General features: G+C 68.9%; 12 protein-coding genes. 7 read left to right on the top strand and 5 right to left on the bottom strand.

What is annotated here, in order from left to right; translation table 11 throughout:
- Positions 1–5 precede the first annotated feature (5 nt).
- Positions 6–1,448, bottom strand: coding sequence for a gamma-aminobutyraldehyde dehydrogenase (locus CXY76_RS10305; RefSeq protein ID WP_104164151.1), 1,443 nt, complete (start codon positions 1,446–1,448; stop codon positions 6–8).
- A 273-nt stretch (positions 1,449–1,721) separates the two neighbouring features.
- On the opposite strand from CXY76_RS10305, the gene CXY76_RS10300 reads away from it, so the two are divergent.
- The 4 genes from CXY76_RS10300 to CXY76_RS10285 all read left to right on the top strand — a co-directional run bounded on the left by CXY76_RS10300 (position 1,722) and on the right by CXY76_RS10285 (position 5,291).
- Complete coding sequence (locus CXY76_RS10300) at positions 1,722–3,101, top strand: LLM class flavin-dependent oxidoreductase (RefSeq protein WP_104164150.1); 1,380 nt, start codon at positions 1,722–1,724, stop codon at positions 3,099–3,101.
- A 143-nt stretch (positions 3,102–3,244) separates the two neighbouring features.
- Entirely contained in the window at positions 3,245–3,637 is a 393-nt protein-coding gene (locus tag CXY76_RS10295) for a VOC family protein (protein ID WP_104164149.1), read from the top strand.
- An 89-nt stretch (positions 3,638–3,726) separates the two neighbouring features.
- Complete coding sequence (locus CXY76_RS10290; protein WP_104164148.1) at positions 3,727–4,641, top strand: VOC family protein; 915 nt, start codon at positions 3,727–3,729, stop codon at positions 4,639–4,641.
- The gene (locus CXY76_RS10285) at positions 4,638–5,291 is read left to right on the top strand and encodes an alpha/beta hydrolase (RefSeq protein ID WP_104164147.1); all 654 of its coding nucleotides are present in this window, start codon (positions 4,638–4,640) and stop codon (positions 5,289–5,291) included. The genes CXY76_RS10290 and CXY76_RS10285 overlap by 4 nt, the downstream gene beginning before the upstream one ends.
- 31 nt (positions 5,292–5,322) lie before the next feature.
- Here the strand turns inward: CXY76_RS10285 and CXY76_RS10280 are convergent, their stop codons facing one another.
- Positions 5,323–6,216: a helix-turn-helix transcriptional regulator gene (locus CXY76_RS10280; protein WP_104164146.1), complete on the bottom strand. Its 894-nt coding sequence runs from the start codon at positions 6,214–6,216 to the stop codon at positions 5,323–5,325.
- Positions 6,217–6,373: 157 nt separating this feature from the next.
- Between CXY76_RS10280 and CXY76_RS10275 the strand changes: the two genes are divergently transcribed.
- The 3 genes from CXY76_RS10275 to CXY76_RS10265 all read left to right on the top strand — a co-directional run bounded on the left by CXY76_RS10275 (position 6,374) and on the right by CXY76_RS10265 (position 11,476).
- Entirely contained in the window at positions 6,374–7,354 is a 981-nt protein-coding gene (locus tag CXY76_RS10275) for an aldo/keto reductase (RefSeq protein ID WP_104164145.1), read from the top strand.
- 214 nt (positions 7,355–7,568) lie between these two features.
- On the top strand, positions 7,569–9,731 hold the full coding sequence (locus CXY76_RS10270) for an ATP-dependent Clp protease ATP-binding subunit (protein ID WP_104164144.1): 2,163 nt from the start codon (positions 7,569–7,571) through the stop codon (positions 9,729–9,731).
- Between the two features lie 116 nt (positions 9,732–9,847).
- Positions 9,848–11,476, top strand: coding sequence for an ATP-binding protein (locus CXY76_RS10265; protein WP_104164143.1), 1,629 nt, complete (start codon positions 9,848–9,850; stop codon positions 11,474–11,476).
- On the opposite strand, the gene CXY76_RS10260 is transcribed toward CXY76_RS10265, so the two are convergent.
- The 3 genes from CXY76_RS10260 to CXY76_RS19540 all read right to left on the bottom strand — a co-directional run.
- Positions 11,469–12,788 (bottom strand): O-acetylhomoserine aminocarboxypropyltransferase/cysteine synthase family protein, encoded by a 1,320-nt coding sequence (locus CXY76_RS10260; protein WP_233199696.1) that lies wholly within the window; start codon positions 12,786–12,788, stop codon positions 11,469–11,471. The genes CXY76_RS10265 and CXY76_RS10260 overlap by 8 nt on opposite strands.
- A complete protein-coding gene (locus tag CXY76_RS10255; RefSeq protein WP_104164142.1) occupies positions 12,785–13,960 on the bottom strand; it encodes a MalY/PatB family protein in 1,176 nt (391 codons plus the stop codon). Before CXY76_RS10255 ends, CXY76_RS10260 begins: the two co-directional genes overlap by 4 nt.
- 286 nt (positions 13,961–14,246) lie before the next feature.
- The coding region (locus CXY76_RS19540; protein ID WP_146073426.1) for a helix-hairpin-helix domain-containing protein at positions 14,247–14,620 on the bottom strand (374 nt) is incomplete at its 5' end.

Here is a 14,620-nt window from a genome sequence, read left to right as displayed (position 1 = left end):
CCTGTCTATTCGAGCGAGCTCATGACGTGCTTGATGCGGGTGTAGTCCTCGACGCCGTACATGGAGAGGTCCTTGCCGTAGCCGGAGTACTTGAAGCCGCCGTGCGGCATCTCGGCGGTGAGCAGGATGTGCGTGTTGATCCAGACGGCGCCGAAGTCGAGGTCGCGGGAGACTCTCAGGGCGCGGGCGTGGTCCCGGGTCCAGACGCTCGAGGCCAGTGCATAGCGCACGTCGTTGGCCATGGTGATGGCCTCCTCCTCGGTGCCGAAGCTTTGCACCGTGATCACCGGGCCGAACGTCTCGTCCTGCACGATCGCATCCGTCTGGCGCACCTGGGTGACCACGGTGGGTTCGAAGTAGAAGCCCGCCTCGCCCACCTGGTGGCCGCCGGTGCTGATCACCGCGTGCGCCGGCAGGGCCGCCACCTTCTCGACCACCTCGGTGAAGTGGCGGATGTTGTTGAGCGGCCCGAAGTAGTTGTCGGCGTCGTCGGCGGACCCGGTGGTGCGCAGCTCGGCCTCGGCCGTGAACGCGCCCACGAATTCGTCGTGGATGGACTCATGCACGAGCACCCGGGTGATGGCGGTGCAGTCCTGGCCGGCGTTATAGAAGGAGAAGTCGGCGATGGCGGACGCGACCTTGGCCACGTCGACGTCACCGAACACCACCGCGGGCGCCTTGCCGCCGAGTTCGAGGTGTGCGCGCTTGAGGGTGTGCGCGGCGCCGGACGCCACGGCCATGCCGGCGCGCACGCTGCCGGTGATCGAGACGAGTCCGGGCACCGGGTGCTCCACGATCAACGCGCCGGTGCCGGCGTCGCCGAGCACGATGTTCATCACACCGTCGGGCAGGATGCCCTGGCTGATCCGGGCGAGTTCGAGGGTGGACTCCGGGGTGGTGTCGCTGGGCTTGAGCACGAGGGTGTTGCCCACGGCCAGGGCCGGGCCGATCTTCCAGATGGCCATGAGGAACGGGAAGTTCCACGGGGTGACCTGGCCCACCACCCCGATGGGTTCGCGGCGTACCCAGGAGGTCATTCCCTCGAGGTACTCGCCGGCCGACTTGCCCTCGAGCAGCCGGGCGGCGCCGGCGAAGAACCGCAGCTGGTCGGCTCCGGCGGCCACCTCGTCGGCGGCGATGGTGGCGCGCGGCTGGCCCGTGTTGCGGTGCTGGGCCTCGACGATGGCATCACTGTTGGCCTCGACGGCGTCCGCGAGCAGCAACAGGGCCCGCTGCCGTTCGCCCGGGGTCTTGCGGCTCCAGCCGGGGAAGGCTGCCTTGGCGGCGCGCATGGCCAGGTCGACGTCGCCCGCGGTGGAGACCGGGGCCCTGGCCACGATGGTGCCGGTCGTCGGATCGACGATGTCGAGCAGCCCGGTGCCGGTCGGCGAAACGAATCGGCCATTGATGAAATTGGACAGAATCGGGGTGCTCACGGTGCTCCTCATCGTTGAGTGGTCGTGCCGAGTGGTCGTGCGTGGCGTGCAGGTCTGCTGGTCGGCAGAAGAGCGGTGATTCGGGCCCAGTATGGCACCTGGCCGGGAGAAAAGGCACCCCTGGTGGTGTCGGCCGAACACCGCCGTCGGGCCGGCGCGGGATGCAGGATCTTGCATCCATCCGGCCCGAACGACGGGAGGTCGCAGATTCTGCGTCCCTTCAGCGTGTGACGTCGTGTTTCGGCCGGGGATGTGGCCGGCGGGTGAAAAGGTGAGCATGGGTGAATGCCCAGACAGATTCGCTTCAATGCCTTCGACATGAACTGCGTCGCCCATCAGTCCTCCGGCCTGTGGCGCCACCCCGACGACAGGTCGCAGAGCTACACCGACCTCGGGTACTGGACGGAGCTCGCCAAGCTGCTCGAGAAGGGGCGCTTCGACGGCATCTTCCTCGCCGACGTTCTCGGCACCTACGACGTCTACGGCGGCACCAACGAGGCGGCCATCCGCAACGGCGCGCAGATCCCCGTCGCCGACCCGCTCCTGGTCATTCCCGCAATGGCATATGTCACCGAGCACCTCGGTTTCGGCGTCACCGCCGGCACCGCGTACGAGCACCCGTACCCCTTCGCCCGGCGCATGTCCACGCTCGACCACCTCACCAAGGGTCGGGTCGGCTGGAACGTGGTGACCGGCTACCTGCCCTCCGCCGCCCGCAACATGGGCAACGAAGACCAGCTCGAGCACGACGACCGCTACGACTACGCCGACGAGTACCTCGAGGTGCTGTACAAGCTGTGGGAGGGCTCCTGGGAGGACGACGCCGTCGTGCGCGACACCGAGACCGGCGTCTTCACCGACCCGAGCAAGGTGCATTCCATCGGCCACTCCGGCAAGCACTTCCAGGTGCCGGGCATCCACCTCTCCGAGCCGTCGCCGCAGCGTTCGCCCGTGATCTACCAGGCCGGCGCCTCCAGCCGCGGCATCGCGTTCGCCGCCGGAAACGCCGAGGCGATCTTCGTGGCCGCGTCGACGAAGGCCGGCCTCGCGGGCACGGTCACGAAGATCCGCGACGCCCTCGAGGCCGCCGGCCGCGACCGGTACTCCGCCAAGATCTACACGCTGCTCACGATCATCACCGACGAGACCAGCGAGAAGGCCCAGGCCAAGTACCTCGACTACCTCAGCTACGCCAGCGAAGAGGGCGCCCTGGTCTTCATGTCGGGGTGGATGGGCGTCGACCTGTCCGCGTACGCGCTCGACGAGCCGATCGGCAACGTCAAGAGCAACGCCATCCAGTCCACGGTGGCCAACTTCCAGGCCGCGAACCACGACGGCTCCGAGTGGACCGTCGGCGACATCGCCCGTGCCGGCGCCATCGGTGGCCTCGGACCGTTCATCGTGGGCTCCGGCGTGGAAATCGCCGACCAGCTCGAGGAATGGGCGGCGGAGACCGACGTGGACGGGTTCAACCTCGCCTACGCCATCACGCCGGGCACCTTCGAAGACGTGGTCACCTGGGTGGTGCCCGAGCTGCAGAAGCGTGGCGTCTACCCCACCGAGTACACCGAGGGCACCCTGCGGCAGAAGCTGCACGGCCGCGGCGACCGCCTGCCCGACGAGCACCACGGCGCGAACTTCCGCGTCGGCGTGCCCGTCACCTGAGCATCCGCAGCTATCCCCGCTAGCTCAGCTCGCGAAAGCGGCCGTGTGGTCACCTCGTCCAACCGAGGCAACCACACGGCCGCTTTCGCGAGCATTAGGATCGGCGCACCGCACCCTCCGCTTCATCGAACGAGGAGAATCCCATGCCGATTCGCATCTACGTCACCAGCGTCTTCGTCGACGACCAGGCGAAGGCCCTGGCCTTCTACACCGACAAGCTCGGCTTCCTGCCGAAGACGGATGTGCCGGTGGGCGAACACCGCTGGCTCACCGTGGTCGGCCCGGGCGAGCCCGACGGCGTCGAACTGCTGCTGGAGCCGGACGTGCACCCGGCGGCGCAGGCGTACAAGCGGGCTCTGGTCGAGGACGGCATCCCGGCGACCTCGTTTGCCGTCGATGACGTGGTAGCCACCGTTCGTGAGCTGGAGGCGAAGGGCGTGAGAATAACCCAGCCTGCCACGCCGATGGGCCCCGTGGTCGTGGCCATGCTGGATGACACCTGTGGCAATCTCATCCAGCTGACCAGCCAGGTCTGATCACCGAGTTGCGCACGGGGGCAACTCGCCGAGGAATGTGCTGTATGGTTGTAGCTACAAGCAATTCGTAGCGAGACCGGGAGCCAGCCATGAGCGACACAGCAAACGAGCAGATCCTCAACGCCGACACGGCGATGGGCGCGGTGACCCTGCGGGTCGGCGACCTCGAGACCATGTCGGACTACTACTCGCGGGCCTTCGCCATGGAGCCCCTCGAGGAGCGCAGCCGCGCCCGCGAGGTGCACCGGGTGCTCGGGCGCGGAACGACGCCGCTCGTGCGGCTGATCCACACCCCCGACCTGCCCGGCGTCGACCCGCGACAGGCCGGGCTGTTCCACACCGCGTTCCTCTTCGAGACCCCCGGCAGCCTCGCGGCGACGGTCTACCGCGCCGCGCAGGACCCGCGCAGTATCTTCATCGGATCCAGCGACCACCTCGTGAGCGAGGCGTTCTACTTCACCGACCCGGAGGGCAACGGCGTCGAGCTGTACACCGACCGGGACCGCAGCACCTGGATCCACGACGGCGAACAGATCCGGATGGCCACCGAGTACCTCGACCCCAACGCCTACCTGCAGAGCCACCTCGACCAGGTGATCCTGGATGCCGGTCCCGCCCTGCCCGGCGCGGTCGGCCACGTGCACCTGCAGGTCGGCGACATCCAGACGGCGCGGGCGTTTTACGTCGACGCGCTCGGTTTCGAGGCGACCCAGGGCAGCTACCCGGGCGCGCTGTTCGCCTCGGCCGGCGGCTACCACCACCACATCGCCATGAACACCTGGAACAGCCGCGGTTCAGGCCCCCGCGCGGCGAGCCTCGGCCTCGGCGATGTGGCGGTGACCGTGCCTGCCGTCGCGGACCTGCAGTCCCTCACCGCGCGCCTCACCGCCCGCTCGATTCCGTTCGCCGGCGACGGCCGCTCCGTGACGGTCACCGACCCGTGGGGCACCCAGGTCACCGTTGCGCTGCCCGACCTCTCCACCGACGAGCTGATCGCCCGATGAGCGCCCCGCTGCGGGAGGTGCGCTCGGCCGACTGGCCGGCCGACACGGCCACCACACCCGCGGTCGCCCTGCTGCTGCACGGCTACGGATCGAACGAACACGACCTGACCGGCCTGATCCCGGCGTTCGGGCTCGCCCTGCCGTGGGCGTCACTGCGTGCCCCGCTCGAGCTCGGCACCGGCGGCGCGGCCTGGTTCTCGATCACCACACCCGGAAACCCCGACGCCCGGCCGGTCGCCGAGGCGACCGAGACAATCTGGGACTGGGTCGACACGAACCTGGCCGCCACCACCCGGGTGATCCCGATCGGCTTCTCGCAGGGCGGCCTGATGGCCAGCCAGCTGCTGCGTACCCGGCCCGAGCGGGTGCTCGCCCCTGTCGTGCTCGGTGGCTTCGTCCTGGGCGCGTCGCAGCCCGGCGATGCGACCCTCGCCGAGAGCCGCCCGGCCGTCTTCTGGGGGCGCGGCGCCGAGGACCGGGTCATCGGCGAGGCCGCGATCAGCCGCACCAGCATGTACCTGCCGCAGCACACCAGCCTGGTCGAGCGGGTCTACCCGGGCCTCGCCCACGGCATCGACGCCGCCGAGGCCGGCGACGTGCGGGACTTCCTCGCTCTCCACGCCGGCATTCCGGCCGCGACCGGCCGCTAGAGCAGCTCGCCGTTCAGGCGCCACCGAGGCCTCACCCGAGGTCGAGGCCAGGCTTGGCCGTATCGGCCTGTAACACCGCATGCTCGGCCCAGTTCGCCAGCAGCTGCAGCCCGTCGTGCGAGGGAGAGCCGGGTTCGGCCGAAAACACCAGCATCTGCAAGCCCCGGTCAGAGGAGAGGTCCATGCCCTGGAAAGTGAGGTCAAGGTCACCAACCACGGGATGGTGAACGCTCTTGATGCCGGTGCGGTGCTCACGCACGTCGTGCGCACCCCAGAGCTTGCCGAACAAGTCGCTGCGCGTGGAGAGCTCGCCGACCAGGTCGCTGAGCTGACGGTCGTGGGGGGAGCGGCCCGCTTCGGCCCGGAGGACCGCGACGATCTGGCGTGCCATGCCCTCCCAATCCCGGTAGAACGTCTGAGCACGCTGGTCGAGGAAGACGAACCGGGCCGCATTCACCGGAGGCCGGGCGTCGTCGAGCATTTCGGAGAACAGGGCGCGCCCGAGCCGGTTGGTCGCGACGGCGTCCAGCCGGCCGTTCTGCACGAACACCGGCACCGTCGACATGGCGTCGATGGTCTGCTGCATGGCCGGGCTCAGCTGGGACAGGCGGGCCGGTCGGCGCCGCTGCGGGTGGGCGCCGGCGTTGGCCGCTCGGACCAGCGCGTAGAGGTGGGCGTGCTCAGCCTCGTCCAGCTGCAGGGCGCGGCTGATGCCGTCCAGCACCGCCTCCGAGACGCCCGTCGCGTTGCCGCGTTCGAGACGCTTGTAGTACTCCGAGCTCATTCCGGCGATCAGGGCCACCTCCTCCCGACGGAGGCCGGGGACGCGCCGACGGCCACCGAAGTCGGGCAAGCCCGCCTGCTGCGGGCTCAGCTTCGCTCGTCGCGAGGTCAAGAACTCGCTGATGTCGTCGGGGGTGTCCATGGAATCGAACCTACGCCGCTGAGGCTCCCCGAGAGGGTCCCTGCCGGGGAACCTCTAGGCGGGGCCACGCTAAGACCGGCCGATGCGGTTTGACTCGAAGCATGAGCCGTCCGACCAGGCCGGCTTAATCCTCCTGATATGAAAGTGAACTGACACCATGAAGATCGCACAGCTCGGTGCCCTCAACGTCTCCCGCATCGGCCTCGGCGCCATGACCATGGCCGGTACCTATACCTCCGAAGGTGGTCTGGATGACGCCGAGTCGATCCGCACCATCCACCGCGCCATCGACCTCGGCGTGACCCACATCGACACCGCCGAGATCTACGGGCCGTTCCTGAGCGAAGAGATCGTCGGTCGGTCCCTTATCGGCCGCCGGGACGAGGTCGTCATCGCCACGAAGTTCGGCCTCGTCTCCCACTCCGGTGGCGGCCCCGGAACCGTGGACAGCTCTGCCGCGAACGTGAAGGCCGCCGTCGAGGGATCGCTCCGGCGCCTCGGCACCGACCACATCGACCTGTACTACCAGCACCGCGTCGACCCGAACACGCCCATCGAAGAGACCGCGGGCGCCGTCGCCGAGCTCATCACCGAGGGAAAGGTGCTGCATTTCGGGCTCTCTGAAGCATCACCGTCAACGATCCGCCGCGCCCACGCGGTGCAGCCGCTGGCCGCCCTGCAGACGGAGTATTCGCTGTGGACCCGCGATGTCGAGGCCGAGATCCTGCCACTGCTGCGCGAACTCGGCATCGGCCTGGTGCCGTACTCCCCGCTCGGCCACGGGCTGCTCACCGGCCAGATCCACAGCGTCGCCGACTTCGCCGACGACGACTGGCGCAAGACCAACCCGCGGTTCACCGGAGAGAACTTCGTGCGGAACCTCGCGATCGTCGACGAGGTGCGCTCCATCGGCGCCGAGATCGGCGCGACGCCCGCACAGACCGCGCTGGCCTGGCTGCTCACGCAGGGTGACGACATCGCGCCCATCCCCGGCACCCGTCGTGTTTCCCGGGTTGAGGAGAACACCGCCGCCGACGGCCTCGCGCTGACGGCCGGGCAGCTCGACCGGCTGAACACCCTCACCCCCGCAGCCGGCGCGCGCCACGACGAGGCAAACATGGCCCGCATCGACCGCTGACCGCGTGCCGCGTTCCGCTGGTCGAGCCTGTCGAGACCGGGTGACCCGCCTGCGTTCCGAGGTCGTCTCACGGGATCTCGACAAGCTCGATCAACGAAGGGTCGACGCGCATGGCCGCCGCAGACGCGGGCTCAGAGCAGCGCCGGTAGCGCCCCCGCATATCTTTGTCTAAACTTGAGCCGAGTCCACTCAAGTATTGCGAAGGATGTTTTCGATGGCCAACATGCAGGGCGCCCCTGGCACCGACGAGAAGCAGAAGACCGCGCTGGAACAGTACGGCGTGAACCTTACCGAGATCGCCCGGAGCGGCAAGCTCGACCCCGTGATCGGGCGAGACGCCGAGATCCGCCGGGTGAGCCAGGTGCTCACCCGGCGCACCAAGAACAACCCCGTGTTGATCGGCGAACCCGGTGTGGGCAAGACCTCCGTTGTGGAGGGCCTGGCCCAGCGGATCGTCGCCGGAGACGTGGCCGACTCGCTCAAGGGCAAGCAGCTGGTGTCGCTCGACCTGGCCGCGCTGGTGGCCGGCGCCAAGTACCGCGGTGAGTTCGAGGAACGGCTCAAGGCCGTGCTCCAGGAGATCAACGACGCCGACGGGCAGATCATCACCTTCGTCGACGAGCTGCACACCCTGATGGGTGCCGGCGGCGGCGAAGGCTCCGTGGCGGCGTCCAACATGCTCAAGCCCATGCTCGCCCGCGGTGAGCTGCGCCTGATCGGCGCCACGACCCTCAACGAATACCGCGAGTTCATCGAGAAGGATGCCGCGCTCGAGCGCCGCTTCCAGCCGGTGCTGGTGGACGAACCCACCGTCGAGGACACCATCGCCATTCTGCGCGGGCTCAAGGAACGTTACGAGGCACACCACAAGGTGTCGATCGCCGATGCGGCGCTCGTCGCCGCGGCATCCCTCTCGAACCGGTACATCACCGCCCGGCAGCTGCCGGACAAGGCCATCGACCTGATCGACGAGGCCGCCAGCCGGTTGCGCATGGAGATCGATTCCTCACCGGTGGAGATCGACGAGCTGCGCCGCAGCGTCGACAGGCTCAAGCTCGAGGAACTCGCGCTGAAGAAGGAGAAGGACGACGCCTCCAAGGCGCGCCTGGAGAAGCTGCGCGGCGACCTGGCCGAGCGCCAGGTGAAACTCGACGAGTTGCAGGCCCGCTGGGACAAGGAACGTGCCTCGCTCAACCGGGTCGGCGACCTGAGGAAGCGTCTGGACAGTGCGAAGAACCAGGCCGAGGTGGCCGAACGGCGTGGCGACCTGGAGAAGGCCTCGAAGCTGCTGTACGGCGACATCCCGGTGATCAAGCGTGAGCTCGCCGAGGCCGAGCAGACCGAGCAGGAGGGCGCCCGGATGGTCGGTGACCAGGTCACCGCCGAGGACATCGCCGCGGTGGTCGCCGCCTGGACCGGTATCCCGGTGGGCCGGCTGCTGCAGGGCGAGACCGACAAACTGCTCAACCTCGAGGGTGAACTCGGCCACCGGCTGATCGGCCAGAAGCGGGCCGTGCGGGCCGTGGCCGATGCGGTGCGCCGGTCGCGCGCCGGCATCTCGGACCCCGACCGGCCCACGGGCTCGTTCCTGTTCCTCGGCCCCACCGGCGTGGGAAAGACCGAGCTGGCCAAAGCGCTGGCGGAGTTCCTCTTCGACGACGAGAAGGCCATGGTGCGCATCGACATGAGCGAGTACGGCGAGAAGTTCTCCGTCTCCCGCCTGGTCGGCGCCCCTCCCGGCTACATCGGCTACGAACAGGGCGGCCAGCTCACCGAGGCGGTGCGCCGCCGTCCCTATTCGGTGATCCTCTTCGACGAGGTGGAGAAGGCCCATCCCGAGGTCTTCGACGTGCTCCTGCAGGTGCTCGACGACGGCCGGCTCACGGATGGCCAGGGCCGCACCGTCGATTTCCGCAACACCATCCTGGTGCTCACCTCAAACCTCGGCTCGCAGTACCTGGTCGACCCCACCCTCAGCTGGGAGGAGAAGGAGCAGGCCGTGCAGCAGATGGTGCGGCAGGCGTTCAAGCCCGAATTCGTCAACCGGCTCGACGACATCGTGGTGTTCTCCGCCCTCTCCACCGACGACCTCGCCCAGATCGTGGAACTGTACGTCGACAGGCTGCAGCGCCGTCTGGGTGAACGCCGGCTCGAATTGGCGGTGACCCCGGATGCCCGCGCCTGGCTGGCCGAGCGCGGCTACGACCCGATCTATGGGGCCCGGCCGTTGCGGCGGCTGATGCAGAACGAGATCGACGACAGGCTGGCCACGGCGCTGCTGAACGGCAGCATCCGCGACGGCGAGACCGTTCTGGTGGATCTCGCCGAGGACGGCGACTCGCTGACCGTGGCCGTGGCCCCGATCGGGCACGCCTGAACCGCGCACCGGAATAGTTCCCCGAATGGGGAAAATTCAGCCGTCCGACCTGCTTGAATTCAGGGGAGGGCTGGCAACTGAGCCTAGGACGCCTCGCTGAACGTGAGGATCGTCGAGTGACGCAGCTACCCGAGGGACTCGTGCCGGCGGTCCGGCCGCGGACCATCAGGGAGTTCCCGTACTCCCAAATACCGTTCCTGGCCGGTGTTGCTGTTCTGCTGGGCTTCGTGCTCGCCGGGGCGCCGGAGGCACTGTTCGAGACCGGCTTCCAGGTGGGTTTGGGCCTGCTCATCGTCGCCACCCTGGTGGGCATGTTCGCACCCTGGCAACGGCACCGGCACCAGTGGCTGGTCATCGTTCCGCTGCTCGACGTGGTGGTGGTCGCATTCCTCCGTGACGGGGTGCGGGGCACGTTCGCCGCCGTGGGCATGCTCATCGTGTTGCCCGTGCTGTGGCTGGCCTACGGTTTCGCCTGGTGGGCGCTCGGCCTCGCCCTGGTCGGCGCGCTCTTCGTCAGCGCGTTCCCGCTGGTGCAGGCCGGCAGGTGGCCCACCGATGTCGTGGGGTGGGGGACCGCCCTGCTCCTGCCCACCATCACGGCCTTCATTGCGATCACCGCCCGCATCGCCGCCAATGGCCTGCGCGCGCAGCAACGCGAACTGGTGACGGTCTCCGGCGAGCTGCGCACCGCCCTGCTCGAGGCCACGGACCGGCAGGCGATGTTCGAGGCAGTGATGGAGACCGTGGACGCCGGCATCGAGCTGTACAACCCGCAGGGCGAGGTGGTGCTCAGCAACGCGGCCGCACGCGCCTTGGCCGTGCGCACCGACTCCGCCACGGGCGCTTACGGCCGGGACGCCTCCCTCGTCTTCGACGTGGACCGGACCACCCTGGTCGCCCTCGACGATCAGATCGCCGCGAGGGCCATGCGTGGTGACCTCGTCGCGGGACGGGTGTACTGGGTCGGCGGTGACGACGACCAGAGCGCCATCATCGCGTCGTCAGGGGTGGTGGAACGCGAGTCCGGGTATCCGCTCGGCACGGTTGTGGTGGCCACCGACGTCACCCCGCTGGTGGAAGCCATCGCCGTGCGTGACGACTTCCTGGCCACGGTGTCGCACGAACTGCGCACGCCGCTCACCTCGATCATCGGCTATCTGGGCCTCATCGATGCCGAGGACCTGGGCATCACGATGGAAATCGGAGTGATCGAACGAAATGCGGAGCGGCTGCTGTCGGTGATCGCCCATCTGCTCAGCGCCACCGACGGGTTGCCGCCGATCCACCGGGTCGAGGCCGACCTCGGCCAGATCCTGCGCTCGTGCCTGGACACCACCCGGCCGCTCGCCCAGGCCGCCGGGGTCAGCGTCAGCGCCAGGGTCGACGCCGTCGTGCTCGCCCGGGTCGACCCGGCTGCCATCGAGCAGGTGATCGACAACCTGCTCACCAACGCCATCAAGTTCTCCAGGCCGCAGGGCACGGTCGCGCTGAGCGTCGAGCACGACGGCACGGATGCGGTGCTGCGGGTCTCCGACGACGGCATCGGGCTCAGCGCCGAAGACCAGCGTCAGGTCTTCGACAGGTTCTTCAGGGCCCGTAACTCCACCGAACTGGCCATCCCCGGCATGGGCCTGGGCCTGGCGATTGTGCGGGCCTTCGTGAGCGCGCACCAGGGCACCGTGCAACTCGCCAGCGTGCTCGGCGAGGGCACCACGGTCACGGTGCGACTGCCGCTGGTCAACTGAGCGCGCGGTCCAGGTCGGCGATGAGGTCCGCCACGGCTTCGATCCCCACCGAGAGGCGGATCAGGCCGGGGGCGATGCCCAGGCGGTCACGCAACTCCTGACTGAACGAGGCGTGCGTCGACGTGGCGGGGTGCAACGCCATCGACCGGGTGTCGCCGATGTTGGTCATGTGGCTGATCACCCGCAGCCGATCGAGGAACCGCCCCGCCCCGGCTTCGCCGCCGTGCACGGTGAAGGAGAACACCGAACCGCTCCGGCCGCCGTAGAGCCGTTGGGCGAGGTCGTAGGCCGGATTGCCCGGCAGGCCGGCGTAGTCGACGCTTTCGACGCCCGGATGCCCGGCCAGCCAGGCCGCGATGGCCAGCGAATTCGACAGGTGCCGTTCCATCCGCAGCGACAGCGTCTCGATGCCCTGGTGCAGCAGGAAGGAGTTGAACGGGCTCAGCGCCGGGCCGATGTCGTTGACGACGGCTTCGCGGGTCGCCCGCGCGTAGGCCGTGCGACCGAACTTCTCGGCGATGGACGGCAGGCCCGCCGCGGACTGCGTGATCAGTGGGTACGACCGGTCGGAGGCGGCCCAGTCGAAGGTGCCGCCGTCGACGATGGTGCCGGAGATCGCCGCGCCGTGTCCGCTGAGGAACTTGGTCGACGAGTGCACGACGATGTCGGCGCCGTGTTCGAACGGCCGGATCAGGAACGGCGACGCGATCGTATTGTCGACCACGAACGGGATGCCGTGCCGCTTCGCGACCGCGGCGACCCGGCCGATGTCGACGATGTCGTTCTTGGGGTTGGGGATGGTCTCGCTGAAGATGGCCTTGGTGTTCGGCCGGATGACGCGGTCCCACTCGTCGTCGTCGAATTCGTCCCAGACGTAGTCGACCGTGACCCCGAACCGGGCGAAGCTGCGCCCGAAGAGGATGCGGGTGCCGCTGTAGATGCTCGCGGTGGAGACTATGTGATCGCCGGACTGCGCGATCGACAGCAGCGCGGCGGTGATCGCGGCCTGGCCGGAGGCCACGACGATGGCCTCGGTGCCGCCCTCGAGGGAGGCGATCCGCCGCTCCGCGACACCGCCGGACGGGTTGCGCTGCCGGGAGTAGATGAGACCGTCGGCCTCACCGGCGAAGCGGGCCCTGGCATCCTCGAAGGAGTCGAACCGGAACCCGGCGGTCATGTTGATCGGCGAGATGCGGGCGCCGCTGGTGAGGTCGTCGTACTCGCCGGCATGCACCTGGCGGGTGTCGAAGGCGTAGCCTTCCCAGTCGTACTCGGGCTGGGACAGACAGTCTGAGGTGGCGTCGAGGGTCACAGTGTCACTTTCAGTCGGTGCACGGCAGCTTTCATCTGCCGCACGGCCTGTTCGAGGATGGGGCGGGGCATGGCGAAGATCAGGCGGGCGTGGTTGGCGTACCCGGTGCCGCACAGGGCCCCGTCGGTGAGCGTCACTCCGGCCTCGGTACGGAAGAAGTCGGCGATGGACCCCTCGATGCCCAGCGCCGAACAGTCGAGCCAGGCGATGTAGGTGGCGTCCGGCATCGAGTACCGCACCTCGGGCAGATGCTCGGCGAGCAGGTCCCGCAGGGCGGTGCGGTTGCCGTCGAGGTAGTCGATCACCTCGGCCAGCCAGTCACGGCCGTCGGCGTATGCGGCGGTGGCGGCGATGACTCCCGGCGTCGACGCACCGTGCACGACGCTGAAGCCGTAGACCTGGTACACCTCTTCGTCGGCCGGGTTGGAGGTGATGAACTGCGCGGTCTTGAGGCCGGGCAGGTTCCAGGCCTTGGAGGCCGAGGTGGCCGTGATGGTGTGCCGGGCCGTCTCGCGGGAGATCGACGCGTACGGGATGTGCGGGGTGCCGCCGTAACGGAGCGGTGCGTGGATCTCGTCGGCGAAGACCCGGCCGTTGTGCCGCTCGACGACCTCGGCGATAGCTTCGAGCTCGGCCAGGGTCAGGGCCACGCCGGTGGGATTGTGCGGGTTGCAGAGCACCAGGGTGCGGGCGCCGGCGTGGAACGCCGCGTCGATGCCGGCCAGGTCGTGAGTCCACCGTCCGGCGACGGTGTGGCCGGGAACCTCGAAGATCTTCCGGCCCAGCGTGGGCGTGAAGCTGAGGAACGGCATGTACGACGGGGTCGGCACGATGACGCCACTACCGTCCGGGGAGAACCGGCGCACGGTGACGTCGAAGGCGGACATGACGTCGGACACCGGGTGGATGTTCTCCGGGGGCACGACCCAGCCGGAATCCTGTCGGAGCCAGTCGGCGGTCGCCTCGGCCATCAGCCGCGTCGTGGTGGGGGCGAGATAGCCCAGCTCGCCGGCGTCGACGGCGCGGTGCAGAGCGGCAGACACCGCGGGCGCCGTGCCGAAGTCCATCTCGGCCACCCAGGCACCGATGGTGCCCGGGTGCAGGCTCCACTTGCGGCTGCTGGCACGGCTGAGCTCGTCGCGAGTGATCTCGTCGAAACGTGAGGGAGTCATCGGGGTACTTTCGGTCCGGCAGGCACTGGATGCTTGTCGACCCTAGTAATTGCGCCGGGGCTGAGGGAACCCGAATGACGCACAGCGACTTGTTGGGCCGGCCCCGCTCGTTGGTCGAGCTTGTCGAGACCTCGCGACGTGCGTGGGTGTCAGCGCGCTTCAGAGCTCGTCGCACCGGGTCTCGACGGGCCCGACCAGCGGGGTGGGTGCGTTCTGTAGGTCGTCTTGCGGGGTCTCGACAGGCTCGACCAGCGGGATGCGCGATTCGCAGACGGGCTCGCGCGGGTCAGTAGTCGACGCGGCGGCCGAAGCTTCGATTGGCTCGGGGGCGGGGTGAGCAGAAGGCCTCGTTGCCCAGGCGCACGAGCTCGTGCGGCTGCAGCCCGGCCGTGGCGGCGAAGGCCTCGAGGGAGGCGAATCCGCCGCGCTTCGTGCGTTCGGCGATCGCCGCCTTGGCCAGTCCGCGGTCCATGCCGGTGAGCTTCGCCAGCGTGCGCTGGTTCGCCGTGTTCACGTCGACGAGCTCGGCCTCCGGGACGGCTGCCGAGCGGGCGGGTGCGGGCGCGGGCGCGGGTGCAACGGATGGCGCGACCCGGGTCGGAGCGCCGGCGCGCGCCGCCGCGTCGGCATCCGCGCGTCGCTGGGCGCGCGTGGACCGGC

Source organism: Cryobacterium sp. N22 (assembly GCF_002929555.1).
GTDB lineage: Bacteria > Actinomycetota > Actinomycetes > Actinomycetales > Microbacteriaceae > Cryobacterium.
This window is presented reverse-complemented; position numbering and strand designations above follow the sequence as displayed.

Coding starts and splice junctions, on each gene's coding strand:
- CXY76_RS10305 (WP_104164151.1), bottom strand. CDS start 1,448: ATGAGGAGCACCGTGAGCACCCCGATTCTGTCCAATTTCATCAATGGC.
- CXY76_RS10300 (WP_104164150.1), top strand. CDS start 1,722: ATGCCCAGACAGATTCGCTTCAATGCCTTCGACATGAACTGCGTCGCC.
- CXY76_RS10295 (WP_104164149.1), top strand. CDS start 3,245: ATGCCGATTCGCATCTACGTCACCAGCGTCTTCGTCGACGACCAGGCG.
- CXY76_RS10290 (WP_104164148.1), top strand. CDS start 3,727: ATGAGCGACACAGCAAACGAGCAGATCCTCAACGCCGACACGGCGATG.
- CXY76_RS10285 (WP_104164147.1), top strand. CDS start 4,638: ATGAGCGCCCCGCTGCGGGAGGTGCGCTCGGCCGACTGGCCGGCCGAC.
- CXY76_RS10280 (WP_104164146.1), bottom strand. CDS start 6,216: ATGGACACCCCCGACGACATCAGCGAGTTCTTGACCTCGCGACGAGCG.
- CXY76_RS10275 (WP_104164145.1), top strand. CDS start 6,374: ATGAAGATCGCACAGCTCGGTGCCCTCAACGTCTCCCGCATCGGCCTC.
- CXY76_RS10270 (WP_104164144.1), top strand. CDS start 7,569: ATGGCCAACATGCAGGGCGCCCCTGGCACCGACGAGAAGCAGAAGACC.
- CXY76_RS10255 (WP_104164142.1), bottom strand. CDS start 13,960: ATGACTCCCTCACGTTTCGACGAGATCACTCGCGACGAGCTCAGCCGT.